Annotated in this window: 21 protein-coding genes; 4 read left to right on the forward strand and 17 right to left on the reverse strand. The window is 67.6% G+C overall.

Annotation, left to right across the window (positions count from 1 at the left end):
- Position 1: 1 nt before the first annotated feature.
- Positions 2-1,534: a signal recognition particle protein gene (ffh, locus tag G6N47_RS23935; RefSeq protein WP_083129514.1), complete on the reverse strand. Its 1,533-nt coding sequence runs from the start codon at positions 1,532-1,534 to the stop codon at positions 2-4.
- A 169-nt stretch (positions 1,535-1,703) separates the two neighbouring features.
- Positions 1,704-2,912 carry a class I SAM-dependent methyltransferase gene (locus tag G6N47_RS23940; protein ID WP_083129515.1) on the reverse strand — a complete coding sequence of 403 codons (1,209 nt, stop codon included), beginning with the start codon at positions 2,910-2,912 and terminating at the stop codon, positions 1,704-1,706.
- Positions 2,913-3,347: 435 nt separating this feature from the next.
- Between G6N47_RS23940 and G6N47_RS23945 the strand changes: the two genes are divergently transcribed.
- Both G6N47_RS23945 and G6N47_RS23950 read left to right on the forward strand, forming a co-directional pair.
- The gene (locus G6N47_RS23945) at positions 3,348-4,247 is read left to right on the forward strand and encodes a PPE family protein, SVP subgroup (protein ID WP_083129516.1); all 900 of its coding nucleotides are present in this window, start codon (positions 3,348-3,350) and stop codon (positions 4,245-4,247) included.
- A gap of 69 nt (positions 4,248-4,316) precedes the next feature.
- Positions 4,317-5,519, forward strand: a complete 1,203-nt coding sequence (locus tag G6N47_RS23950; RefSeq protein ID WP_083129517.1) for a PPE family protein — start codon at positions 4,317-4,319, stop codon at positions 5,517-5,519.
- Positions 5,520-5,586: 67 nt separating this feature from the next.
- Here G6N47_RS23950 and G6N47_RS23955 read toward each other — a convergent pair whose 3' ends face one another.
- From G6N47_RS23955 to sepIVA, 12 genes are all read right to left on the reverse strand, one after another.
- On the reverse strand, positions 5,587-5,865 hold the full coding sequence (locus G6N47_RS23955; RefSeq protein ID WP_232080275.1) for a PE family protein: 279 nt from the start codon (positions 5,863-5,865) through the stop codon (positions 5,587-5,589).
- 277 nt (positions 5,866-6,142) lie between these two features.
- Positions 6,143-8,590 carry a [protein-PII] uridylyltransferase gene (locus G6N47_RS23960; RefSeq protein WP_083129519.1) on the reverse strand — a complete coding sequence of 816 codons (2,448 nt, stop codon included), beginning with the start codon at positions 8,588-8,590 and terminating at the stop codon, positions 6,143-6,145.
- Positions 8,591-8,626: 36 nt separating this feature from the next.
- Positions 8,627-8,947 carry a P-II family nitrogen regulator gene (locus G6N47_RS23965; protein WP_232080389.1) on the reverse strand — a complete coding sequence of 107 codons (321 nt, stop codon included), beginning with the start codon at positions 8,945-8,947 and terminating at the stop codon, positions 8,627-8,629.
- Positions 8,835-10,355 (reverse strand): ammonium transporter, encoded by a 1,521-nt coding sequence (locus tag G6N47_RS23970; RefSeq protein WP_179966416.1) that lies wholly within the window; start codon positions 10,353-10,355, stop codon positions 8,835-8,837. Before G6N47_RS23970 ends, G6N47_RS23965 begins: the two co-directional genes overlap by 113 nt.
- Before the next feature lie 107 nt (positions 10,356-10,462).
- Positions 10,463-11,692: a signal recognition particle-docking protein FtsY gene (gene ftsY / locus G6N47_RS23975; RefSeq protein WP_083129521.1), complete on the reverse strand. Its 1,230-nt coding sequence runs from the start codon at positions 11,690-11,692 to the stop codon at positions 10,463-10,465.
- 115 nt (positions 11,693-11,807) lie between these two features.
- Complete coding sequence (gene smc, locus G6N47_RS23980) at positions 11,808-15,395, reverse strand: chromosome segregation protein SMC (RefSeq protein ID WP_083129522.1); 3,588 nt, start codon at positions 15,393-15,395, stop codon at positions 11,808-11,810.
- Between the two features lie 11 nt (positions 15,396-15,406).
- A complete protein-coding gene (locus G6N47_RS23985; RefSeq protein ID WP_083129523.1) occupies positions 15,407-15,682 on the reverse strand; it encodes an acylphosphatase in 276 nt (91 codons plus the stop codon).
- Positions 15,675-16,082 (reverse strand): OsmC family protein, encoded by a 408-nt coding sequence (locus G6N47_RS23990; RefSeq protein ID WP_083129524.1) that lies wholly within the window; start codon positions 16,080-16,082, stop codon positions 15,675-15,677. The genes G6N47_RS23985 and G6N47_RS23990 overlap by 8 nt, the downstream gene beginning before the upstream one ends.
- A 10-nt stretch (positions 16,083-16,092) precedes the next feature.
- Positions 16,093-16,944: a DNA-formamidopyrimidine glycosylase gene (gene mutM, locus G6N47_RS23995; RefSeq protein WP_083129525.1), complete on the reverse strand. Its 852-nt coding sequence runs from the start codon at positions 16,942-16,944 to the stop codon at positions 16,093-16,095.
- Positions 16,937-17,617, reverse strand: coding sequence for a ribonuclease III (gene rnc, locus G6N47_RS24000; protein ID WP_083129526.1), 681 nt, complete (start codon positions 17,615-17,617; stop codon positions 16,937-16,939). The genes mutM and rnc overlap by 8 nt, the downstream gene beginning before the upstream one ends.
- A complete protein-coding gene (locus tag G6N47_RS24005) occupies positions 17,614-18,195 on the reverse strand; it encodes a YceD family protein (protein ID WP_083129527.1) in 582 nt (193 codons plus the stop codon). Before G6N47_RS24005 ends, rnc begins: the two co-directional genes overlap by 4 nt.
- A 47-nt stretch (positions 18,196-18,242) precedes the next feature.
- Positions 18,243-18,980 (reverse strand): cell division protein SepIVA, encoded by a 738-nt coding sequence (sepIVA, locus tag G6N47_RS24010; RefSeq protein ID WP_083129528.1) that lies wholly within the window; start codon positions 18,978-18,980, stop codon positions 18,243-18,245.
- A gap of 169 nt (positions 18,981-19,149) precedes the next feature.
- Here sepIVA and G6N47_RS24015 point away from each other — a divergent pair, with 169 nt between their 5' ends.
- Both G6N47_RS24015 and G6N47_RS24020 read left to right on the forward strand, forming a co-directional pair.
- A complete protein-coding gene (locus G6N47_RS24015) occupies positions 19,150-20,307 on the forward strand; it encodes a permease (protein ID WP_083129529.1) in 1,158 nt (385 codons plus the stop codon).
- 150 nt (positions 20,308-20,457) lie between these two features.
- Entirely contained in the window at positions 20,458-21,819 is a 1,362-nt protein-coding gene (locus G6N47_RS24020) for a 13E12 repeat family protein (RefSeq protein WP_083129530.1), read from the forward strand.
- Positions 21,820-21,823: 4 nt separating this feature from the next.
- Here G6N47_RS24020 and coaD read toward each other — a convergent pair whose 3' ends face one another.
- From coaD to G6N47_RS24035, 3 genes are read right to left on the reverse strand one after another with little or no spacing between them, the layout of a single operon-like run.
- Positions 21,824-22,306 (reverse strand): pantetheine-phosphate adenylyltransferase, encoded by a 483-nt coding sequence (coaD, locus tag G6N47_RS24025; protein WP_083129531.1) that lies wholly within the window; start codon positions 22,304-22,306, stop codon positions 21,824-21,826.
- A 14-nt stretch (positions 22,307-22,320) separates the two neighbouring features.
- Positions 22,321-22,884: a 16S rRNA (guanine(966)-N(2))-methyltransferase RsmD gene (gene rsmD / locus G6N47_RS24030; protein WP_083129532.1), complete on the reverse strand. Its 564-nt coding sequence runs from the start codon at positions 22,882-22,884 to the stop codon at positions 22,321-22,323.
- Positions 22,881-26,264, reverse strand: a complete 3,384-nt coding sequence (locus G6N47_RS24035) for a pyruvate carboxylase (RefSeq protein ID WP_083129533.1) — start codon at positions 26,262-26,264, stop codon at positions 22,881-22,883. The genes rsmD and G6N47_RS24035 overlap by 4 nt, the downstream gene beginning before the upstream one ends.

The following is a 26,264-nucleotide window of genomic DNA, read 5'->3' on the forward strand; positions in this document are numbered from 1 at the left end:
GCTATTTCTTGCCGGGGAAGTTCAGCTTGGACAGGTCGAGATCGGCGAGGCCGGGCGGCAACTCGTCGAGACCGGCCGGCATCTGTGACAGGTCGGGAAAGCCGGCCGGCAGATTGAGCGGGCTGCGCTTCGGCGGTGTCGGGCCGCGCTTCTTGCCCTTTTTACCCTTGCCACCCTTGGCTTTTCGCGTCGCAGATTTGCGGCCCAGCCCGGGTATGCCCATGCCGCCGACCATCGACGACATCATCTTGCGGGCCTCGAAGAAGCGGTCGACCAGCTGGTTGACCTCCGAAACGGTCACCCCGGAGCCGTTGGCGATCCGCAGCCGGCGCGAGGCGTTGATGATCTTCGGGTCCGCGCGTTCCTCTGGCGTCATTCCGCGGATGATCGCCTGCAGCCGGTCGAGTTGTTTGTCGTCGACGGCGGCCAGCGCCTCCTTCATCTGGCCCGCGCCGGGCAGCATGCCCAGCAGGTTGCCGATCGGGCCCATCTTGCGGATGGCCAGCATCTGCTCGAGGAAGTCCTCCAGCGTCAGCTCGCCGGTCCCGATCTTGACCGCGGCGGCCTCAGCCTGTTGCGCGTCGAAGACCTGCTCGGCCTGCTCGATCAGGCTCAGCACGTCGCCCATGCCCAGGATGCGGCTGGACATCCGGTCCGGGTGGAAGACGTCGAAGTCCTCGAGCTTCTCCCCAGTGGAGGCGAAAAGTATTGGGACACCGGTTACTTCGCGGACCGACAGCGCGGCGCCGCCGCGTGCGTCGCCGTCGAGCTTGGTCAGCACCACGCCGGTGAAGCCGACACCCTCACGGAACGCCTCGGCGGTGGTGACGGCGTCCTGACCGATCATCGCGTCGAGGACGAACAGCACCTCGTCGGGATCGATGGCCGAGCGGATGGCGGCGGCCTGGGCCATCATCTCCTCGTCGATACCCAGCCGCCCGGCGGTGTCGACGATGACGACGTCGAAGTGCTTGGCCCGTGCCTCGGCGAGGCCTTGGGCTGCCACCGCGACGGGGTCGCCGGGCCCGGCTTCCGGCGATGCGCCCGGGTGCGGCGCGAACACCGGAACCCCGGCCCGCTCACCGACGACTTGCAGCTGGTTCACGGCCGCCGGCCGCTGTAGGTCGCAGGCGACCAACAGCGGGGTGTGGCCTTGACCGCGCAGCCAGGTAGCCAGCTTGCCGGCCAGCGTGGTCTTACCGGAGCCCTGCAGACCCGCGAGCATGATGACGGTCGGCGGCGTCTTGGCGAACCTCAGCTGGCGGGTCTCGCCGCCCAGGATCCCGATGAGTTCTTCGTTGACGATCTTGACGACCTGCTGCGCAGGGTTGAGGGCACCGGACACCTCGGCGCCCTTGGCGCGTTCCTTGATCCGGCTGACGAAGGCCCGCACCACCGGCAGCGAGACGTCGGCTTCCAGCAGCGCCAACCGGATTTCGCGAGTGGTGGCGTCGATGTCGGCCTCGGTCAGCCGGCCCTTGCCGCGCAGCCCCTGCAGGGCGCCGGTCAGCCGGTCGGACAGCGATTCAAACACGCCGCCCAGCGTAGTGGTGGTCGCAAGCGCGGCGGAGCCGGGCGCGGCGGGCCGCCACCATCAGCACAGCCGGGCGAGGACGGCCATCAGCCGCGCCATCAGCCGTCGAACGTCGAGCTGTCGGGCCGAACCGCGGGCAAGAGGCACGACAAGTCGACGCTGGGAATGTCTAAGCAAGTGCCATGGCGACAAAATCGAGTCGCCACAGCGACTGGAATAACTTCCGGCCGAAGTTCTCGTGGTCGATGCCAGCGGCTTGGCCCAAATCACTCTTCGCCACGCATTCGGCAATTTCTCGAACCGTGCGACGCCCGTCGACGTACTGCACAAACGCCGACTGGATTGGATTCAGACGCATTCGGGCCCCGGGCCAAAAAATATCACTGCCGGAGAAGCCGCACCGAGTGCGAAGCAGCGGAATGTAATCGAGCGCCGCGGCAGTCCTGAAGTCGATGCAGTAACTTTCTTGCGGCCGGTCGGGCCTACAAGCGATGAAAAAATGGCAACCATTTGACGTCTGCAGGCGCTCCATGACCGACCAGATCCGATCCTCGGGCAACGCATCTACAATCGCGTGGAATCCGCTTCTTTCAACCAGCAAGTCGTGCGGGTAATACGGCGTCTTGTGGAACCAGCCCTGAAACTCCAGACCTGCTGACGCCACTAGGGCGATACATTCTTCGACGGTATAACTACGGGCTCTACCGTGCAGGAACGTGTCGACGAAGGCGGCGTCGGACTGCAGGTCTCGTGCTAGCTTGAGATAGCTTTGGGCGGGATGATCCGCTGGCAGCAATGAAAGCGTGTCCTTGACTATTTGGACTGACGCATCATCCTGAACCAGTCCCAAGTCCCGAAAGACCGATTCCAGCAAATCAATACCGAGCCTGCCGTACTTTGCATAGAGCATGACAGCCATAGCACCATCCCGGCGCAAGCAGGCGCCGATCGCCTTCATGCCGGTAAGCGGATCCGCCATGTGATGTAATACGCCGGTCGATACCACCAGATCGAAATCGCAGCCCAATGTCGGCAATTCTTCGATCGGCATCAGACGCAAATCCAGGTTTGACAGTCCGTGCTTGTCTTTCAGATATTGCTGGTGCTCCAGCGAGGACTCGCTGATGTCGACCGCCAGTACCTTCGCATGCGGATTGGTGTAGGCAAAAACCGCCGCCTGATTAGTGCCACAACCCGCGATCAAGATGTCGAGATCGGGTTTGTATTCACGGTCGGGCCATAACACGCGGTGAGCGTGCACCGGGTCGAACCACTCCCAGTGGCCGGCCGTCCACTCCGCGAGGTCCCGGATCGGAGGCGGGTAGCTCCACCGCTGGTATTGACGGCCGACCGCATCGGAGCGCGGGTCATCGTTCACGTCAGCGGTGACCCCCTGTCGGTGAAATCGGCGCCCGGCATACCCGGGTGGTCGAGCGGGTTGCGACGACCGTACCCGGCCCGGGGCGGGCGAGCGCCCGCCGTGCCGGACGCACGCTTGAGCGCGACAAGTTGGTAACGCGCTTTTAACGGTCCCGCCGCCGGCCCGCGCCGATTTCAATGGCCGGTGAGCGTTCGGAAACCTGACCAACTTCAGAAATGGTGAGGATTTATTAACAGCCCAGTTACGTACCCTCAGAATGGGTCCACAAACGAACTGTTAAAAGTTTACCCGTACACGTTAAAAAGTCATTAACCCGCTTTGCCGCGGACAGACGGTTACGCAAAATAGCAATGGATCCATTGCCAGACCGCCACACACTCAACTCGTACTCGGCTCCGGAAAGAGTCGATTTATTTTGCTCGGGAGAAATACATGGCCTTCGTGAAGACGGTGCCTGAAGCGATCGCCGCGGCCGCAGCCCAGCTCGAGGGCATCGGCAACTCGTTTTCCGCCGAGAGCGCGGCCGCAGCGCCTCCCACCACTGCCATCCTGCCGCCGGCCTCGGACGAGGTGTCGTTGCTGCAGGCGGGCGTGTTCTCCACCTACGGCCAGCTCTACCAGTCGGTCAGCGCGCAAGCGCAGGCTGTTCACCAGCAGTTCGTCAACCTGCTGGGAACCAGCGCCGGCTCGTACGGCGAAACCGAGGCGGCCAACCAGGTCGCGGCCGCCTCGACACCGCTGCAGGGACTGGGATCGCTGTTCGGAGCGTCGTCGGCGGCCCCGACCCAGTCGACCGGGCTCGGCGACATCTTCGAAAACCTCGCCAACATGCTTGGTTCGTCGTCGAACCCGTTCAACAGCAACATCGCCAACCTTGCCAACATCCAGGTCGGTAACTGGGCGTCGGCTGCGTCGGACCTGATCGGTATGGGCGGCGGCGGACTTCTCACCGCGCTACCCGAGGAAGCCGCCGCGGACATCGGCGGCGTGGCGGCCGGCCTGGACGGAGCCGTCACTCCGGTGGCCACCGGCGGAGTGGGTGGCCTCGCCGGTGCGCCGGCCGTGCTGGCCGGGGTCGGCCAGGCCTCGGCGGTCGGCGGTCTGTCCGTGCCGCCCAGCTGGGCAGCCGGAGTGCCGGGAGCGAGCACACCGGTGACATTTGCGGCTCAGAACTGGACCACGGCCGCGCCCCACGCGGGGACGGTGACCACCATGCCGGCCGGCATGCCGTCGGTCGCCTCGGCCGGTCGCGGCGGCTACGGCTTCGGGGCACCCCGCTACGGCGTCAAACCCAAGGTCATGCCGGCAATGCCCAAACCGACGGTGACGTAAACGATTTGCGATGGCCAATGGCGGCCGGATTTCACCAATTGAATCAACTGAGGGACGGGATTCGACGAGATGTTCTTTGATTTCGCAGCGCGACCGCCAGAGGTCAACTCCGCGCTCATGTACGCGGGGGCCGGGGCCGGCCCGCTGATGGCCGCCGCGTCAGCGTTCAGCAGCCTGAGCTCGGAATTGAGCTCGAACGCGGCGTCCTACGAAGCGGTGATCTCCCAGCTCGTCGGCTCGGAGTGGCTTGGACCGTCATCGGCGTCGATGGCCGCCGCGGCCCAGCCCTACATCGCCTGGCTGAACACCACCTCCGGGCAGCTGCAGGAAGCGGCCTCCAAGGCCATGGCGTCGGCGGCAGCCTACGAGACGGCGTTCATGGCCACCATTCCGCCACCCGTGATCGCCGCCAACAGGGCGCAGCTGGCGGCCCTCGTCGCGACGAACATCCTGGGCCAGAACACGCCGGCGATCATGGCGAACGAGGCGATGTACGCAGAGTTCTGGGCGCAAGACGCCGCCGCCCTGTACGGCTACGCGGCCACCTCAGCGGTGAATGCGCAGGTGTCTCCGCTGACACCGCCGGCCCAGAACACCAACCTGGCCGGAGGGAGTCTGCAGGGAGCCGCGGTGGCCAACGCCGTCAACAGCAACGCGACGTCGACCGGCCTGAGTGGGCTGCTCAGCAACCTCACCAACACCCAGGGGGCGCTCGCCAACCCGCTCAGTGCGGTGACGTCGAACGCGAGCTCCGGAACGTCGATTTGGCAGGGTCTCAACGACCTCCTCGGCGTCCCGATGGTGTCGAACTCCATCAACTCCGCAGATGTCACAGCGTCGTGGTGCGCGATGATGACCATCTCTGCCGCCGCGACCCTGGGCCACTTCGTGGCCAACGCGCCGGCGGGTGTCACGGTCGGCGAAGTCACGCCCGTCGGGGCCGGCGTGGGCATGGGCATGACGCTCGCAGGTTCGGCGGGTCCTGCTGCCGGCGGTTTCGGAGCGCCGACGGTGCTGGCGGGAATGGGCTCGGCGTCCTCGATCGGCAGCGGACTGTCGGTGCCGGCCAGCTGGTCCGCGGCAACCCCCGCCGGCACCGGCGCCACGCTGGCGGGCACAGGCTGGACGGCGGCCGCCGAAGAGGCGGGCGAGGTGACGGCTCTGCCGGCCGGCATGCCGTCGGTGGCCTCGGCCGGTCGCGGCGGCTACGGCTTCGGGGCACCGCGCTACGGTGTCAAGCCCACGGTGATGCCCAAGCAGGTGCTCGTCTGACGAGCACCACGGCAAAGGCTGCGGTCGCCGCGAATCCAGCGGCAACCGCAGCCTTTTAGCTGACCGCCTAGCTGTCGGCGACGTCAGGCGCTGGCTGCGTGGCAGCGCCGGCAGCCAGGATGCCCACAAACATCTCGTGCATCGCCCGGGCTTGGGCGCTGACCGCCCGATAGGCCTCGCCGTGCAGTGCGAACTGCGTCGCCATCAGCGCCGACACCTCGTCGGTGGACGCCGGGGAAAGCCCGGCCGGCGGGGCGGCGATGGCCGCCTCCAGAGCCTGCAGGGCCGCGCCCCTGCCTTGCAGTTTTGTCAGCGCCGCCGCCAACCGCTCCGGCTGTATGGCCATATCGAACGAACCTTTCTCGACAAATCCACCGGAAAATGGGCCGGCCTCTGCGGCGCCTGCCCATTCGCCGTTCATTAGTTTTCCCGACACATCGGCCGAAGAACAGGTTCACAACGGCTTTTTAACGGCCGAGTCCGAACCTTTAACACATTTCGTCCGAACATGACGACAACATGAAGAACTTAACAACGCCGAAACATTTGATATGGCCAGCCCAGGCGCCGAAAGTGGCGAATTCACATGCGCGGCGCTCTTTCGGAATCGGCGCCCGCATTTCCTAACCCGCGCGGTCGACGGGTCTGTCGGCTGCGCCGCGCAACTCGGCGAGCAGGTCCCGCTCGATCGCGGCTCGCAGCTCCGGGACGTCCTCGGCGTTCCCGTTGGGCAGCACGATGCAGAACACGTCGTCGACCATCGAGCCCCGAGTGGTCACTTTCGCCCAAACGATGTCCGCCCCGGCGCGCTCCAGCGTGCCGGTGAGCCGCGCGAGCAGGCCGGCGCTGTCGGTGGCGCGAACTTCGATCACCTGCCTGCCGGCCGTGCCGTCGAACCAGACGATGCGTGGCTCGGCGGTCGAATCGTGGACAGGGACACCGGTCGACACGTCGCGCACTGGGCCGCGGTGCGCATCGTTGTCGCGCTCCGCGAGCATGCCGAGCACGTCGAGGTCTCCGCCGAGCGCTCCGGCGAACTGCTGGCGCAGCAGCTCGGCCGAGGCTGGAGAGCCGAAGTGCGGCGATACCACGAATTCGTTGATCGCGGCGCCCTCGTGGATGTTCACCGATGCGGAATGCACCCGCAGCGAGTTCAGCGCCAACACGCCCGCGGCCTTGGACAACAGCCCGCGCTGGTCGGGGGCGATCATGGCCACGTGGTAGCTGCGCCGACTGCTGCCGGCCCGCAACTCCACGTGCACTCGGTGGTCCGCAGCCAGCGAAAGATATTCGGGGTCGATCGGATCGGCGTGCGGCAGCGACTCACCGGCCATCACCAGCCGGCAACGCCGCACCAGGTCGGCGACCAGCGACGCCTTCCAGTCGCTCCACACCGCGGGCCCGGTGGCCAGCGCGTCGGCTTCGGTCAGCGCATGCAACACGTCCAGTAGCACCGGATCACCGCCGAGGGCATCGGAGACGGCGGCGATGGTGTCCGGGTCGTTGAGGTCGTGGCGGGTGGCCGTCTTCGCCAGCAGCAGATGGTGCAACACCAGCGTCGAGAGCATCTCGACGTCGGATGGCCACATACCCAGCCTGGTGCCGATCTGCGTCGCCAGCTTGGCGCCGATGACGCTGTGGTCCGCGCCCCGGCCCTTACCGATGTCGTGCAGCAGCGCGGCAAGTACCAGCAGATCGGGGCGTGCCACCCGGGTCGTGAAAACCCTTGCGCGCACGGCTGTTTCGACTAGGTGCCGGTCCACTGTCCAAATATGGACGATGTCGTGAGGCGGCAGGTCGCGGACGGCCTCCCATTCCGGGAACACCCGGCCCCATAGCCCTGTGCGGTCGAGCGCCTCGATGGTTGCCACCATGGCAGGCCCGGCGGCCAGCAGGACCAACAGATTGTCCAGCGCCTCGCGCGGCCACGGTGTGCGCAGCTCGGGCGCGGTGTCGGCCAGCCAGCTCAGCGTGGACGCCGCGATCGGCAAGCCGGTGACGGCCGACGCGGCGGCCACCCGCAACACCAGGGCGGGATCGCGTTCCGGTCGCGCGTCGCGGGCCAGCACCACCTCCCCCGCATACTCGACCACGCCCTCGTCCAGCGGCCGGCGCAGCCGGGGCCGCATCGCCGACATCCCGCGCCGCGGCAGCGCGTTGGCGGCCGTGCGCAGGCCGGCGTCGACCCGATAGCTGATGGTCCGGGCCACGTCGGACAGTGCGCGGGCCAGGTCGTATCTGTCGCCGATCTGCAATGCCGCGCTGATCTCGTCCGCGTACTGAGCCAATAGCAGGTCATGGCCGCGCCCGGAGACGCGGTGCAGTTCGGTGCGGACGTCGAGCAGCGTCAGGTAGGCGGCGGCCAGCGAACCGCTATCGCGGTCGGCGAGCTGGGCCACGGCCAGCGCCTCGAGCAGTTGGACATCGCGCAGCCCGCCGCGACCGCATTTCAGGTCTGGCTCGGCGCGGTGCGCGATCTCGCCGCTGCGGCGCCACCTCGACTGGGTGGCTTCGACGAGTTCGCTGAAGCGCGAACGAATTTCAGCTCGCCACTGCTGGCGTACGCCGTCGACGAGTCGGGCCGAGAGCTGCTCATCGCCGGCGATGTGGCGCGCGTCCAGCATGGCAAGGCCGGCGGAAATGTCCTCGCCCGCAACCTGCAATGCCTCGGTAACCGTGCGTACGCTGTGGTCCAGACGAATGTTGCTGTCCCACAACGGATACCACAAGGCCTCCGCGACTCGGCCGACGGTGTCTGCGGCCACCTCGTCGTGGACCAGCAGCAGGTCCAGGTCGGAATGCGGCAACAGCTCGCGGCGGCCCAGCGAACCGGTAGCGACGACCGCAAAGCCACTGTCCACAGTGATCCCGATTTCGGTTGCCTTGGCGCACAGCCAGAATTCGTGCAACTCCCCCCACGCTCGACGCAGCGCCGCCGCATCCACTTGGCATGGTGAGCTGGCGAGCAGCTGGCTCCGGGCAGCAACTAAATCAGTTGCGGCACAGCGATTTACACCTGAGGCGAAATCCGACCGGAATGCCTCGGGTGAATCTGGGCCAGGTGGTGTCATTACTGCCCAGGTCGGATCAGCTGCTCACGATCAGTCTCAAATCGCATCGCCTCCACGCTCGCCGGTGCGAACCCGCACAACGGTTTCCACCGGGCTGACCCAAACTTTGCCGTCGCCGATCTTGCCGGTGCGAGCCGCCCGCACGATGCTGTCGACGACTTTGTCCGCGGCAAAGTCGTCGACCAGGACCTCGATCCGCACCTTCGGCACGAAATCCACCGAGTACTCAGCACCCCGGTAGACCTCAGTGTGACCCTTCTGTCGCCCGTACCCCTTGACTTCGCTGACCGTCATCCCGAGGAGCCCCAGCTCCTCCAGACTGTGCTTGATGTCTTCCAGCGTGAACGGCTTGACGATCGCGGTAATCAGCTTCATTTCCTTGTCCCTCTGCTCCCTCGATGCCGTGATGTGCAGGAACCGAACTGGCGACAACCGCGAAGTCGTAACCGCTCTCGGCGTGCTGAGCTTCGTCGATGCCCGAGGCTTCATCCTCCGCGTTGAGGCGCAGCCCGATGGTGAATTTCACGACCAGAGCCAAAATAGCCGTGCCCACAGCCGAATAGACAAGGACACTGCCGGCGCCGATGGCCTGCCGCGATAGCTGGCCAAAGCCGCCGCCATAGAGCAAGCCGGGCGAAACCCCCGAGACGCCGGCGATGGCAAGGGACTCCGGCGCCGCAAGCAGGCCCACCAGCAACGTGCCGACCAAGCCTCCGACCAGGTGCACCCCGACCACGTCGAGGGAGTCGTCGAAGCCGAATCGGTACTTCAGCCCGACAGCCAATGCGCAGGCGACACCGGCCGCAAAGCCGATCGCCAACGCACCCAAAACATTGACCGACGAGCACGACGGCGTAATGGCGACCAGGCCCGCCACGATGCCCGACGCTGCGCCCAGTGACGTCGCGCGGCCGTCGCGAATGCGCTCAGTGAGCAACCAGGCGAGCATGGCGGCAGCCGTCGCGATCGTGGTGGTGATGAACGTCGAACCGGCCCCGCCGTTGGCGCTGGTGGCCGAACCGGCGTTGAACCCGTACCAGCCGAACCAGAGCAGCCCGGCCCCCAGCATGACGAAGGGCAGGTTGTGTGGCCGCATCGGAGTTGCGGGCCAGCCTCGGCGCTTGCCGAGAATGATGGCCAGCACCAGGCCCGCCGTGCCGGCATTGATGTGGACGGCGGTGCCTCCGGCGAAGTCGATGGCGTGCAGCTTGTTGAGAATCCAACCGCCGTGGGCGGATGCGGCCTTGTCGGCGGCGAACACCCAGTGGGCGATCGGAAAGTAGACGACGCTCGCCCACAGTCCGGCGAACAGCATCCAGCTGCCGAACTTCAACCGGTCGGCCACCGCACCGGAGATCAACGCGACCGTGATGATCGCGAACATCAGTTGGAACGCCACGAAAACCGTTGCAGGCAAAGTGCCCACTAGTGGGATCTCGACCGCCGCGGTGTGGCTGGCCGGGTCGGCGGCGACGGCGTTGACCCCGATGAGGCCCTTCAGGCCCCAGTATTGGGTGGGGCTGCCCGCGATGTTGCCGACGTCGTTGCCGAAGGCGAGCGAATAGCCGTAGAGCACCCACAGCACCGTCACGACGCCCATCGCGCTGATGCTCATCATGATCATGTTGAGGACGCTCTTGGCGCGGACCATGCCGCCGTAGAAAAACGCCAGCCCCGGCGTCATCAACAGCACCAGCGCCGAGCTGGCCAGCATCCAGGCGGTGTCTCCGGTGTCCGGCACCCCCATCATCGGGAAATGGTCCACGCCCGCAACCTCCTGTCATTGACCTGGTCAAACAATGAGCAGTGGTTGTTTCGGGTCCGACGCGGCGCGGTTTCGCGGGAGTTACAGGGTGCTCACCGGAGGTGAGATCACCCCAGCAATGCGTCGACGAACGCGGCGGGCTCGAACGGCGCCAGGTCGTCGGGCCCCTCCCCGAGCCCGACCAACTTTACCGGCACGCCCAGTTCCTGCTGGACCCGAAAGACGATGCCGCCCTTGGCCGTGCCGTCCAGCTTGGTCAGCACGGCGCCGGTGATGTCGACGACGTCGGCGAACACCTTCGCCTGCGAGAGCCCGTTCTGGCCGATCGTGGCGTCGAGCACTAGCAGCACCTCGTCGACCGCCGCGCGCCGGCTCACCACCCGCTTGACCTTGCCAAGCTCGTCCATCAGCCCCGTCTTGGTGTGCAGCCGTCCAGCGGTGTCGATGACGACGACGTCGGCGCCGGACGCAATGCCCTTGTCCACCGTGTCGAACGCCACCGATGCGGGGTCGGCGCCCTCGGCTCCGCGCACCACCTCGGCGCCCACCCGGGCGGCCCAGGTCTGCAGCTGGTCGGCCGCGGCGGCCCTGAACGTGTCGGCCGCGCCCAGCACGACGCGGCGACCGTCCGCGACCAGGACCCGCGCCAGCTTGCCGACCGTCGTGGTCTTGCCGGTGCCGTTGACGCCGACGACCAGCAGCACCGACGGATGGTCGGCGTGCGGCAGCGCGCGGATGGAGCGGTCCAGGTCGGGGCGCAGCTCGCTGATCAGGACCTCGCGCAGCACCGCGCGGGCCTCGGCCTCGGTGCGGACGTTCTTGCTGGCCAGTTGGCTGCGCAGCTGCGTGACCACCGAGGCGGCGACCACCGGGCCGAGGTCGGAGATCAGCAGGGTGTCTTCGACTTCCTGCCAGGAGTCTTCGTCGAGGTCCCCGCCGCCGAGCAGGCCCAGCATGCTGCGGCCCAGCGCGTTCTGCGACCTGGCCAGCCGGCCGCGCAGCCGCTCCAACCGCCCTTCGGGCGGCGCGATCGCCTCGATGTCGGGAGCCACCACTTGGGGTTCCGGCAACTCGATGTCAGTGATCGTGCGTTTGGGCGCGTCGCGCGGAATGGCCGCGTCGTCGCCGACGCCGGGCAGGCCGGTGGTGTCGAGCCGCTCTGTCTGGCTGAACGTGATTCCGGACGACGCGGTGTAGCCGCCAGAACGGTCGACGGTCTGCTCGCGGGCCGACAGGCTGATCTGCCTCCGGCGGTAACGGACCAGGCCGAAGACCAGCGCGGCGATGACGACCAGTGCGGCGACGACCGCTATTGCGATCCAGAGGCTTTCAGACACCCCGCCATTGTTCCAGGGGTGACAGGCGGCGCCGCCGGCCCCTAGCGCTCGACTGTGAACCATACGACGGGTTTTCGGCGTGTCGCGTCGCCTCGTTCACACTCGCGGTGCGCGGCTATGCGGGGCTGCCGACCAGCTCCTGACCCCGCAGCCGCTGTGAGATGACCGCGGTGATGCCGTCGTCACGCATCGTGACGCCGTACAGGGCGTCAGCCACTTCCATCGTGGGCTTCTGGTGGGTGATCACGATCAGCTGCGACTGGGCGCGCAGCTGCTCGAACAGGTGCAGCAGCCGGTGCAGGTTGGTGTCGTCGAGCGCGGCCTCGACCTCGTCCATGATGTAGAACGGCGACGGGCGGGCCCGAAAGATCGCGACCAGCATCGCCACCGCCGTGAGCGCTTTCTCGCCGCCGGACAGCAGCGAGAGCCGCTTGATCTTCTTGCCCGGCGGGCGGGCCTCGACCTCGATTCCGGTGGTGAGCATGTCGTCGGGGTCGGTCAGCCGCAGCCGGCCCTCGCCGCCGGGGAACAACGTGGCGAATACCTGCTCGAACTCGCGTTCCACGTCGGCGTAGGCGTCGGTGAACACCTGCAGGATGCGGGCGTCGACGTCGGCGATGACGTCGAGCAGATCCTTGCGTGCCGCCTTGACGTCCTCCAACTGCGTGGACAGGAAGTTGTAGCGCTCCTCCAGCGCGGCGAACTCCTCTAGTGCCAGCGGGTTGACCCGGCCGAGCTCGGCCAGCTCGCGTTCGGCGCGCTTGGCGCGGCGTTCCTGAGTGGCCCGATCGTAGGGCATCGGCGCCGGCGCGGTGACCTGCTCGCCGCGCTCGCGGGCCTGTTCGTATTCAGCCATCTCCAGCTCTGACGGCGGCAGCGGGACGTCCGGGCCGTATTCGGCGACCAAGTCGTCGGGCGCCATGCCGAACTGCTCGAGCACCATCTGCTCGAGCTGCTCGATGCGCAGCGCCGCCTGCGCCTTGGCCACCTCGTCCCGGTGCATCGACTCGGTCAGCGCAGCGACCCGGTTGCCCAACGCGTTCACCTCGTCTCGCACCGACGCCATCGCCGTGGACCGCTGCTGGCGTTCGGCAGCCAGCGCGTCGCGGTTGCGCGACGCGGCGCGCACCACCTGGTCCAGTTTGTCGGCCAGCAGCCGTCCGGCGTCGGCCACCGCGGCGGCCACCGCGGCGGCATGCTCACGCGCGGCGCGGGCCTGCTGGGCGCGCACTCGGGCCTCACGTTCGGCAGCGGCGGCACGACGCAGCGAATCTGCCCGCCCCCGAACGGCATTCGCGCGTTCCTCGGCGGTGCGCACCGCCAACCGGGCTTCGACCTCGGCGGCCCGGGCGGCCTCGGCGGCGGCCGCGATCTGCTGGCGCTCGACGGGCTCGGTGGCGGTTTCCGGCTGGGTCTGCTCGGCGTTGCGCAACCGGGTCTCCAGCTCGCCAAGCTCCTCGAGGGCCTGGGCGCGTCCGGCCTCCAGCTCCTCGCGCTGGTGCAGCAGCCGGCGCCACTCCTCCTCCGCGGTGCGGGCGTCCTGGCCCAGCCGGCCCAGCTGCTCGTAGATCGCCGAGATCGCGGCGTCGGATTCGTTGAGCGCGGCCAGCGCCTGCTCGGCGGCGTCCTGGCGGGCGGCCTGTTCGCTCAACGCCCCCGACAGCGCCGCCGTCAGTTGGCTCGCCTGCGCCTCGGCGGCGGCGAGCTCGGCGCGCGCCTTGTCGATCTCGCTGGTGATCTCCAGCGTCGACGGTTTGCGGTCCGAACCGCCGCTCACCCACCCGGCGCCGACCAGATCGCCGTCGAGCGTGACTGCACGCAACTTCGGTTGTCCCGCAACAAGTTCCAGGGCGGCGGTGAGGTCGGCGACCACCGCGACGCCGGACAGCATCGCGGTCATCGCCCCGCGCAGCCGGGGCGGCGCGTCGACGAGGTCCAACGCCCAGCGGGCGCCGCCGGGCAAAGCGCCCTGTGGCGCAGGCTGTTCCGGCCAGTCCCCCAGCACGATCGCCGCGCGGCCTCCGTCGGCCTGCTTGAGCGCGGTCACCGCCGAGCGGGCCGCGCCGAAGCTGTCGGCCGCGACCGCATCCGCAGCCGCGCCGAGGACCGCCGCCAGCGCCGTCTCGTAGCCGGAGGCCACCTTGACCAGTTTGGCAAGAGTGCCGAAAATGCCTGCGCCACTGCGGTTTTCGGTCAGCCAGGCGGCACCGTCCTTACGTTCGAGGCCCACCGCCAGCGCGTCGATGCGCGCCCGCAGCGACGCGACCTGCCGTTCGGCGCCGCGCTCGGCGGCCTGCAGTTCTGCGACCCGCTCGTCGGCCAGCCGCAGCGCCGCGACCGTGCGGTCGTGGTGCTCGTCGAGACCGACCTCGCCCTGGTCGAGCTCACCGACCCGGCCCTGCACGGTTTCGAACTCGGCCTGGGCCTGCTGGGCGCGGGCGGCGGCTTGTTCGATGCGCTCCGAGAGCTTGGCCACCTGGGAGTCTGTCGACTCGACCCGCGCACGCATGGTTTCCACCTGGCCGGCCAGCCGGGCCAGGCCCTCGCGCCGGTCGGCTTCGGCGCGCACCGCCGCCAGGTGCGCCGCTTCGGCTTCGGCTGCGTGGCGTTCGCGGTGGGCCAGTTCCGCGCGGGCGGCCTCCAGCCGGCTGCGCGCGCCGGCCAGCTCGGCCAGCAGCTGTTGTTCTTGCGCCGCGACCTGTTCGGCTTCGGCCTCCAGCGCGTCGGGGTCGGGACCGCCGGTGGCGGCCGGCTCGACGTCGAGATGCTGGGCGCGTTCGGTGGCGATGCGCACGGTGGCGCTGACCCGTTCGGCCAACGCCGACAAGGCAAACCAGGTCTGCTGGGCCGTTTCGGCCTTGTTCGACAAGGCGGCCAGCGCGTGCTCGTGGGCAGCCAGTTCCTCCGAGGCCACCGACATCCGGGCCGCGGCCTCGTCGTGCTCGCGGCGCAGCGCCGCCTCAGCCTCGCCTGCGTCGTTGAGCTCGGCCTGCCGGGTGACGACGTCGTCGGCGGCCAGCCGCAGCCGGGCGTCACGCAGGTCGGCCTGGATGGTCGCCGCGCGACGGGCCACCTCGGCCTGGCGGCCCAACGGTTTGAGCTGGCGGCGCAGTTCGGTGGTCAGGTCGGTGAGCCGGGCGAGGTTCGCCGACATCGCCTCGAGCTTGCGGACCGCCTTTTCCTTGCGCTTGCGGTGCTTGAGCACGCCGGCGGCTTCCTCGATGAATGCGCGGCGGTCCTCCGGCCGCGACTCCAGGATTTCGTTCAGCTTGCCCTGCCCGACGATCACGTGCATCTCGCGGCCGATGCCGGAGTCGGAGAGCAGCTCCTGCACATCCATCAAACGGCAAGTGCTGCCGTTGATTTCGTATTCGCTGGCGCCGTCGCGGAACATCCGGCGGGTGATCGACACCTCGGAGTATTCGATCGGCAGCGCGTTGTCGGAATTGTCGATGGTGACGGTGACCTCGGCGCGGCCCAGCGGCGCCCGCGACGATGTGCCGGCAAAGATGACGTCTTCCATCTTGCCGCCGCGCAGCGTCTTGGCGCCCTGCTCGCCCATCACCCACGCCAGCGCGTCGACGACATTGGATTTGCCCGAGCCGTTGGGCCCGACCACGCAGGTGATGCCCGGCTCGAAGCGCAGAGTCGTCGGCGAAGCGAAGGACTTGAAGCCCTTGAGCGTCAGACTCTTGAGGTACACGACGTGTGAGACTACCTTTCGGTGAACCCGTTCATGGGTTCGCCGCGCTGCGACCAGTCGGCGACGACTTTGTCGACGTGGCCTGGTGTTTTGCCACCCTGCAGCAGACCCAGCAGTTTCTCGCACGCCTCGCGTGGGCCCTGCGCGACGACCTGCACCCGCCCGTCGGGCCTGTTGGCGGCGTAGCCGGTCAGCCCCAGCTCCAGCGCGCGGCTGCGCGTCCACCACCGGAAGCCGACGCCCTGCACCCGGCCGTGCACCCAGGCGGTGAGCCGGACATCAGGCATCGGCGATCTCGAAGGTGACTTTCGTGCCGGATTTCAGGGTGCGCCCGACAGTGCACACCTGGTCGACGGCGCGCTGCACGACGGTCAGCACGCGGGCCTTCTCGGCGTCGTCGAGGCCGGACAGGTCGAGCTCGAGGGTCTCCTCCAGCAGCGGGTAGCGCTCCTGCTCGCGGTCGGCCTGGCCCGAGACACGGACGACCGCCTGGTAGTCGTCGCCGAGACGGCGGGCCAGCGGCTGGTCGCTGGCCATCCCGCTGCAGGCGGCCAGCGCGATCTTGAGCAGCTCCCCCGGCGTGAACACGCCCTCGACGTCCTCGGAGCCGACGAGGACCTGGGCGCCTCGCGAGCTATGCCCGGTGTAGCGCCGTGTACCCGTACGTTCGACCCACAGTTGCGTCATGGCTTCTTTTCTACCGGCGTGGCCGCGGTTGACACCTCGGACAGTAGAACGACGAGCGGTTCATGAATTTCTCGCGGCGGATCACCGCGCCGCAGCGCCGGCATGGTTGGCCGTCGCGGCCGTAGGCGTCCAGCGACCGGTCGAAGTAGCCGGACTGGCCGTTGACATTGACATAGAGCGAATCGAATGAGGTGCCGCCGTGGGCCAGCGCATCGCGCATCACGTCGGCCGCCGCCTGCAGCACGGCGGTCAGTTTCGGCCTGGTCAGCGTGTCGGCCAGCCGCGTGCCGTTCACCTTGGCCCGCCACAGCGCCTCGTCGGCGTAGATGTTGCCGATCCCCGACACGACGGTTTGGTCCAGCAGTTGGCGTTTGATCTCGGAATGCTTGCGCCGCAACACATTAACGACCGCCTTGGCGTCGAAGCGCGGGTCGAGCGGGTCGCGGCCCAAGTGCGCCACCGGCGCGGGCACCACACTGCCGTCGACGGTCACCAGGTCGGCCAACAACCACCCACCGAAGGTCCGCTGGTCGACAAAGCTCAGCGCGGTCCCGTCGTCGAGCACCGCGGCAATCCGCAGGTGACCGGTGTTGGGGACGGTGCCGATCAGCATCTGCCCGCTCATTCCCAGATGCACGACGAGCGCGGTGTCGCCGTCGTCCAGCGTCAGCCACAGATATTTGCCGCGCCGGTCGGTACCGGTGATCCGCGCACCGAGCAGCCGCGCCGTCAAATCGGCCGGGCCGGCCTCGTGGCGGCGCACCGCCCGGGGGTGATGCACCCGGACCGCGGAGATGGTCTTGCCGACCACATGGTCAGCCAACCCGCGCCGCACCACCTCGACTTCGGGTAATTCAGGCACTGTCGAGAGCGGTCCACGCGGCCGCCGCGGCCTTTTGCTCGGCCTCCTTTTTGGTGCGGCCCACACCCGAGCCGTACTCGGTGTCCATCACGATCACGACGGCAGTGAACACCTTGTCGTGGTCCGGACCGGTAGAGGTCACCTGGTATGACGGCGCGCCCAGGCCGCGCGCGGCGGTCAGCTCCTGCAGGCTGGTCTTCCAGTCCAGGCCAGCGCCCAATGTGGGCGCCGCGTCCAGCAGCCCGCCGAACAACCGCAGGATCACCTCGCGGGCGGTGTCGATGCCGTGGTGCAGGTAGATCGCGCCCAGCAGCGATTCCATCCCGTCGGCCAGGATGCTGGATTTGTCCGCGCCGCCCGTGTTTGCCTCGCCGCGGCCCAGCAGCAGATGAGCGCCCAGCCCGTGGTCGGTCAGACCCCGCGCGACGTCGGCCAGCGCCTGGGTGTTGACCACGCTGGCCCGCAGCTTCGCCAAGTCCCCCTCGGAGCGGTCCGGGTGGCGGCGGAAGAGCTCGTCGGTGATGGTCAGGCCGAGGACCGCGTCGCCGAGAAACTCCAGGCGCTCGTTGGTGGGCAGGCCGCCATGCTCGTAGGCGTAGCTGCGGTGGGTCAGCGCCAGGGTCAGCAATTCGTCGGGCAGATCGACGCCCAGCGCGTCGAGCAGATCACTCACTGCCCCGCCTCGTCGTCCGGGGACAGCATCGCGGTCAGTTTCGCCCAGCGCGGGTCGATCTTCTCGTGGTGATGGCCGGGTTCGGCGGTGGCCAGCGGGACACCGCAGTCGGGGCACAGGCCGGGGCAATCTGCCCGGCACACCGGCGACAGCGGCAGTTCCAGTCCGACGGCGTCGATGACGGGCTGCTCGAGATCGACGATGTCGTCGACGACGCGGCCGACCTCGTCTTCCTCGGTGGTGGCGTCGGTGGCGCTGTCGGGGTAAGCGAACAGTTCGGTCAGCTCGACCTGCACGTGCCCGGCGACCGCCGTCAGGCATCGTGCGCACTCGCCGGCGGTGGGCGCGCCCAGCGTGCCGGTCACCAGCACGCCTTCCGACACCGACTCGACCCGCAGATCCAGCTGCAGCGGGGCGCCGCGCTCGATCGCGATCATGTCCAGCCCGATCCGGGACGGGCTCGCCACGGTGTCGTGCACCGAAAACATTGCTCCGGGGCGGCGTCCCAGTCGCGCAATGTTGATCGCCAGCGGCGAAATCGGATGCCGCTGGGCGGTGGAACTGTGCTGCCTGGGCATGCCCGTAATCCTACGGGCGCGGCGGGTCGCCGCCGATCAGCTAGTGCCTATCGCTGCGCGTAGTCGTGGATGCCGGCGGCGGTCCGCAGCTGGTGACGGCCGCGGTTGACCGAGCGCAGCGTGCCGTTGAGGAACTCCTCGAACTCGGCCAGCTTGGAATCGACATAAATGTCGCACTCGCCGCGCAGCCGGTCGGCTTCGGCGTGCGCAGCGTCGATAAGCCGGGTGGCCTCCGCGTTTGCCGAGGCCACTACTTCGGTCTGCGATACCAGGCGCTGCTGCTCTTTGATGCCCTCTTGCACGGCTTTCTCGTAGGAGATGTTGCCCTCCTCGACCAGCCGGTCGCATTCCGCCTTGGCGCGCCCGGTGGTGGCCTCGTACTCGCGCTTTGCCGCAGCGGCGATTCGAACCGCCTCGTCACGCGCCTCGGAAACCATCCGCTCGCTGTGCTGACGGGCCTCGGCGACCATCCGGTCGGCCTGCGCCTTGGCATCGGACAGGATCCGGTCCGCCTCCGAGCGGGCGTGGTTGAGCATCGACTCCGACTCGGTGGTTGCCGAGGACACCAGTGAGTCGGCGTGCGTCTTGGCGTCGTGCAGCAGCGAGTCCCGCGCGTCGAGCACGTCTTGGGCGTCGTCGAGTTCGCCGGGGATGGCGTCCTTGATGTCGTCGATCAGTTCCAGCACGTCGCCGCGCGGCACCACACAGCCCGCCGTCATCGGCACGCCACGGGCTTCTTCGACAATCGCGCCCAGCTCGTCGAGCGCTTCGAAAACTCGGTACACCGCAACACCCTCCCGGCATCGTTGTTGTTACCAGTGTGCCTGGTGTTGCGCCTGTGACTGCGTTGGCCGACCCGGTGTGTCGAATATTGACGGGCCGGAGCCGTGCCGCTCACCTGCACACTTGGCGTCATTATGTCGACCTGCACCTGCTGGTGCCAATGCGCCCACAATGAGACGGGTGGGCGCCGTACTTCACGCTCTCGGCCTGGCCGGCTCGATGGCGTGGGAAATTCTGTGGGCTTTGGTGTTGGGTTTCGCGCTGTCGGCGGTGGTGCAGTCACTGGTGCGACGCTCGACGATCGCCGGCCTGTTGGGTGACGATCGTTTCCGCACCCTGGCCGTAGCGGCGGGGCTGGGCACGGCGTCGTCGTCATGCTCCTACGCTGCGGTGGCGCTGGCCCGTTCACTTTTCCGCAAGGGCGCCAACTTCACCGCCGCCATGACCTTCGAAATCGCCTCGACGAATCTGGTGCTGGAGTTGGGCATCATCCTGGCGCTGATGATGGGTTGGCAGTTCACGGCGGCCGAGTTCGTCGGCGGTCCTGTGATGATTGTCGTTCTGGCGCTGTTGTTTCGGCTGTTCGTCCGCTCGCGGGTGGTCGACGCCGCCCGTAGACAGGCCGAACGCGGTATCGCCGGTTCGATGGAAGGCCATGCGGCCATGGACATGTCGGTGCAGGGCGAAGGCTCGTTTTGGCGACGACTGCTCTCCCCGCGGGGGTTTACCGCTGTGTCGCATGTATTCGTCATGGAATGGGCAGCGATCCTTCGTGACCTTGTCCTCGGCCTTTTGATCGCGGGCGCCATCGCCGCCTGGGTGCCCGAAACTTTTTGGCAGCACTTCTTTTTCACTCAAGATCCGGCGCTCGCCAAGCTATGGGGACCGATCGTGGGACCGTTGGTGGCGATCGCGTCGTTTGTCTGCTCGATCGGAAATGTGCCGTTGGCGGCAGTGCTGTGGAACGGGGGCATCAGCTTCGGCGGCGTCATCGCGTTCATCTTCGCCGACCTGCTGATCCTGCCGATCCTCAACATCTACCGGCGCTACTACGGCTTTCGGATGATGCTCACACTGCTGGCCACCTTCTACGCCGCGATGGTGGTGGCCGGGTATTTCGTCGAATTGCTTTTTGGCGCAACGGGTCTCATTCCTGGTGAGCGGGTTGCTACGGTGATGCACTCCGGTATCTCCTGGAACTACACCAGTTGGTTGAACATCGTGTTTTTGCTTTTGGCTTCAGGGCTGGTCGTTCGGTTCGCGACGACGGGCGGCATGCCGATGCTGCGGATGATGGGCGGCTCACCTGACGAGCACGGGCACTCTTAGTAGTTGCTGGCAACGACAAAACCCATATTCGGGCGGCCCAGGCCCGAGCTGGCGGCTGCCTCCCGAAATCACTTTAACCACTTGTGCCACTTTGGTTTTGTCAGTGGATTGTGGTTGGCGCCTGTCCGGCGCCCGTGATACCATTCGAACATGCGTTCGAGTAGCCGAGAGGAGATCGTCGAAGCCTTCGACGCACTCGAAGCCGACCTCAAACGCGCCCTGGATCTGTCCTTCGAGGTGTTGACCACCCCGGAATGCCTGGCCATGCTGGAGCGCTTCGAAACCATCCGCCGGCGGTTGCCGGCGGTGGAGCATCCGCTGATCAACCAGCTGGCCGAACAGGCCAGCGACACCGAGTTGGGCGGCACGCTGCGCTTCGCGCTGGCCGAGCGGCTGCGCATCACCCCGGCCGAAGCCAGCCGGCGCATCCACGACGCCAAAGACCTCGCACCGCGCCAGGCCATGACCGGCGAACCCCTCGACGCGCGGTTGCCCGCGACGGCCGCCGCGCAGCGCGCCGGGCAGATCGGCACCGCTCATGTGGCCGTGATCCGTGGTTTCATGCACCGGCTGCCCGGCTTCGTCGACGCCGAAACCCGCGAGCACGCCGAAGCCCACCTGGCCGAGTTGGCCGGGCAGCATCGCCCCGACGACCTAGCCATGTTGGCCCAGCGGCTCACCGACTGCCTCAACCCCGACGGCGACTTTTCCGACGACGAGCGGGCGCGCCGACGCGGCCTGACCCTGGGCAAACAAGGCCCCGATCTCATGTCGCAGCTAAGCGGCTGGATCACCCCGGAGCTGCGCGCCACCCTCGAAGCCGTGTGGGCCAAACTCGCCGCCCCCGGCATGTGCAACCCCGCCGACACGACACCCGTCGTCGACGGAACACCCCCCGAGGAGGCGGCCCAACGCGACACCCGCAGCACCGCCCAACGCCAGCACGATGGGCTGCTCGCGGGGCTACGCGCGCTGCTGGCCTCCGGAGAACTCGGTCAGCACAACGGGCTACCGGCCAGCATCATCGTCACCACCAACCTGCAAGACCTCGAAGCCGGCACCGGACACGGCCTCACCGGCGGCGGAACACTACTCCCGATGTCCGATGTGATCCGGCTGGCCTCCCACGCCCACCACTACCTAGCCATCTTCGACAAAGGCAAAGCCCTGGCGCTGTATCACACCAAACGCTTAGCCTCCCCCGCCCAACGAATCGTGCTCTACGCCAAAGACCGCGGGTGCAGCTTCCCCAACTGCCCCGTACCCGGCTATCACTGCGAGGCCCACCACTGCACCCCGTATGCCCAATGCCACACCACCGACGTCAACGACCTCACCCTAGGCTGCGGCGGGCACCACCCCATCGCCGAAGACGGCTGGACCACCCGCAAAAACACCCACGGCGACACCGAATGGATCCCACCCCCACACCTCGACCACGGCCAACCCCGCACCAACCGATACCACCACCCGGAGAAGCTCCTCCGCGAAGACGAAGACGACGACCCGTAGCGAATTACGCTCCGCGCGAAAGCTTTTCGGCCAGGCGGCGGTTCACCGGTTCTGGCAGCAGCTCAGAGACGTCGCCGCCCATCGAGGCGACCTCCTTGGCCAGTGACGACGACACGAACGAATACCGGGGCGTGGTCGCCACGAAAAACGTGTCCACGCCGGCTATGTGCTTGTTCATCTGCGCCATCTGCAACTCGTATTCGAAGTCGGTGCCGGTGCGCAGACCCTTGACGATGGCGGTCAGCCCGCGGGACCGGACAAAGTCCACCACCAACCCAGAACCGGACTCAACCCGCAGATTGGGCAGATGCGCGGTCGACTCCTCGATCATCGCGATGCGTTCTTCGACGCTGAACATGCCCTTCTTGTTCGGATTGACCAGCACGGCGGCCACCACTTCGTCGAACTGCGCAGCCGCCCGCTCGAGGATGTCGACGTGTCCCAGCGTCACCGGGTCGAATGATCCCGGGCATACCGCGCCGCTCATGGCTCACGACGGTATCAGCCCGCTCCGGACCGTTCGGCCAGCTCCAGCCGGGTGTCGCCGTAGCGGCGCTGCGGCAACATGACCCAGCCGTCGGGCCAGGCCAGCGGCGCACTGGCAATGGCGCGCTCGAACACCGCAAGAGTCCCGGAAACTGTCCAACCGCGCGCAGTCAATGCGCCCAGCACCGCGTGGATCTCGGCGGCGTCGACGTCGTAGGGCGGATCGGCCAGCACCAGGTCGACGGGTGCCGGAGCACCGCCGGCCAAGACCGCCGAAACGCTGCCCCGGCGAAGCGTCGCACCGGTCAGGCCCAGCGTCGCGATGTTGCGCTCGATCACCGCCGCAGCCCGCCGATCGGACTCGACGAACAACACCGACGCGGCCCCACGCGACAACGCCTCCAAGCCGAGCGCCCCCGAGCCAGCGTAGAGATCCAGCACCGAGATACCGCCGAGATCCAGCCGCGCGCTCAACACGTTGAACAGCGCTTCACGCACCCGATCGGTGGTCGGCCGGGTCCCGCGCGGCGGCACCGCGATCCGTCGCCCCCCGGCGACACCGGCGATGATGCGGGTCAGCGCAACACCACCAGCAGATCCCCGCCCTCGACCTGGGCGGTGGTGGAGACCGCCACCCGTTCGACGGTGGCATCAACCGGCGCGGTGATCGGGGCCTCCATCTTCATGGCCTCGATGGTGGCAATGGTCTGCCCGGCACTGACTCGATCGCCTTCGGCCACACCGATTGTCACGACACCGGCGAACGGTGCGGCGATATGGCCGGGGTTGGCGCGGTCCGCCTTTTCGGCGGCGGGAATGCTGCTGGCGATGTTGCGGTCTCGCACCTCCACCGGCCGCAGCTGACCGTTGATGATGCACATCACCGTGCGCATGCCGCGTTCGTCCGGTTCGGAGATCGCCTCCAGCCCGATCAGCAACTCGACGCCGGGTTCCAGCTGCACCCGGTGCTCTTCGCCTTGGCGCAGGCCGTAGAAGAACTGGTTGGCCGACAACTGCGAGGTGTCACCGTAGGCTTCCCGATGGGCCTCGAATTCCTTTGTCGGGCCGGGGAACAGCAGCCGGTTCAAGGTGGCCTGCCGCTTGGGGCCGGCCAACGCCAGCGTCGCCTCGTCCTCCGGGCTCAGCTCGGGAGCCGGTTTGGCCGGGGCACGACCGGCCAGCGCGTTGGTGCGCAGCGGCTCGGGCCACCCGCCCGGCGGATCACCCAGCTCTCCGCGCAGGAATCCCAGCACAGATTCAGGAATGTCGAATCGCGATGGATCCGAAGCGAATTCGTCGGCGGTGATCCCGGCACCCACCAACGCCAGCGCCAGATCGCCGACCACCTTCGACGTCGGAGTCACCTTGACCAGCCGGCCCAGCAGCCGGTCCGCGGCCGCGTAGTTCTCTTCGATCTCCTCGAAGCGGTCACCCAGGCCCAGCGCGATCGCCTGCTGGCGCAGATTCGACAGCTGCCCACCGGGAATCTCGTGGTCGTACACCCGGCCCGTCGGCGCCGGTAACCCGGATTCGAAGGGCGCGTACACCTTTCGCAGTGCCTCCCAGTACGGCTCCAGGTCGCAGACCGCCGACAGGGATAGCCCGGTGTCGTAGTCCGTGTGCGCGGCCGCAGCGACGATCGAGCTCAGCGCGGGCTGGCTGGTGGTGCCCGCCAGCGGCGCCGCGGCCCCGTCGACCGCGTCGGCCCCGGCATGCCACGCCGTCACATAGGTGCCCAGCTGCCCGCCCGGCGTGTCGTGGGTGTGCACATGGATCGGCAGGTCGAAACGACTGCGCAGCGCACTGATCAACCGCTGCGCGGCGCCGGCCCGCAACAGCCCGGCCATGTCCTTGATGCCCAGTACGTGCGCACCCGCGTCGACGATCTGCTCGGCGAGCTTGAGGTAGTAATCCAGCGTGTAGATGTTCTCGTCCGGATTGGCCAGGTCGCCGGTATAGCACATCGCGACTTCGGCTATGGCAGAACCTGTTTCACGCACCGCGTCGATCGCCGGTCGCATCGACTCGACATTGTTGAGCGCGTCGAAGATCCGGAAGATGTCGATCCCGGTCGCCGTGGCCTCCTCGACAAACGCCGATGTCACGATCTCCGGATACGGCGTGTAGCCAACGGTGTTGCGGCCCCGCAGCAGCATCTGCAGGCAGATATTGGGCATCGCCTCGCGCAGCGCGGCCAGCCGCTCCCACGGGTCTTCCTTCAGAAAACGCAGTGCCACATCGTAAGTCGCACCACCCCAGCATTCCATCGACAGCAGCTGCGGGGTGAGCCGAGCGATGTAGGGCGCCACCCTCAGCAGGCCGGCGGTCCGTATCCGGGTGGCAAGCAGCGACTGGTGCGCGTCGCGGAACGTGGTCTCGGTCACCAGAACCGCAGCGGATTCCCGCATCCAGCGGGCAAACCCCTCCGGGCCCAACTCGACCAGCCGTTGCTTGGAGCCGGGCGGCGGCGGCGCGTCCAGGTCGATGTCGGGCAGCTTGTCGTGCGGATATACCGCCGACGGGCGAGAGCCGTGCGGCTTGTTCACGGTGACATCGGCCAGATAATTGAGGATCTTGGTGCCGCGGTCGGCCGACGACCGTGCGGTCAGCAGTTGCGGCCGCTCGTCGATGAACGACGTGGTGATGCGGCCGGCCCGGAAATCAGGGTCGTCCAGAACCGCTTGCAGGAACGGGATATTCGTCGAGACCCCGCGGATCCGGAACTCGGCGATCGCGCGACGCGCCCGGGCCACGGCCGCCGGAAAATCACGGCCCCGGCAGGTCAACTTCACCAGCATCGAGTCGAAGTGCGCGCTGATCTCCGCGCCCAGATTGGTGCCGCCGTCCAGCCGGATGCCCGCCCCGCCGGGGCTGCGGTAGGCGCTGATCCGGCCGGTGTCGGGCCGGAACCCGTTCGCCGGGTCTTCGGTGGTGATCCGGCACTGCAGCGCGGCGCCGTGCGGGCGGATGGCCTCCTGCCGCAAGCCGAGGTCGTCGAGGCTCTCGCCGGCGGCGATGCGCAGCTGGCTGGACACCAGGTCGACGTCGGTGATCTCTTCGGTGACGGTGTGTTCGACCTGGATACGCGGATTCATCTCGATGAACACATGGTGGCCGCGCTCGTCGAGCAGGAATTCCACCGTGCCCGCGCAGCTGTATCCGATGTGGCGGGCGAACGCCACCGCGTCGGCGCAAATCCGTTCGCGCAACACAGGATCCAGGTTCGGGGCGGGTGCCAGTTCGATGACCTTCTGGTGGCGGCGCTGCACACTGCAGTCCCGCTCGTAGAGGTGGATCACGTTGCCGTGGGTGTCGGCCAGGATCTGCACCTCGATGTGGCGCGGGTTGATCACCGCCTGCTCGAGATACACCGTCGGGTCCCCGAACGCCGACTCGGCTTCGCGACTGGCGGATTCGATGGCCTCGGCCAGTAGGGCCGCGTCGTTGACGCGCCGCATACCGCGGCCGCCGCCGCCCGCAACCGCCTTGACGAACAACGGGAATTGCATCTTTTCCGCGAAGGCCACCAACTCGTCGACCGACGCGGACGGCGCGGAGGACATCAGCACCGGCAGGCCGGCTTCGCGGGCCGTGGCGATCGCGCGGGACTTGTTTCCGGTCAGCTCGAGCACCGCGGCACTGGGACCGACGAACGTGATGCCCGCCCGTGCGCAAGCATCCGCCAATTCCGGGTTCTCCGAAAGGAATCCGTATCCGGGGTATATCGCGTCGGCGCCTGCGCGGCGAGCGGTTTCGACGATCTCGTCCACCGACAGGTAGGCCCGCACCGGGTGGCCTTCCTCACCGATCTGGTACGACTCGTCGGCCTTGAGCCGGTGCACCGAATTGCGGTCTTCGTACGGGTAGACCGCGACGGTGCCGATGCCGAGCTCGTAGGCGGCGCGGAAGGCGCGGATCGCGATTTCGCCCCGATTGGCAACCAGCACTTTGGAGATCAT

This window comes from Mycobacterium branderi (assembly GCF_010728725.1).
Lineage (GTDB): Bacteria > Actinomycetota > Actinomycetes > Mycobacteriales > Mycobacteriaceae > Mycobacterium > Mycobacterium branderi.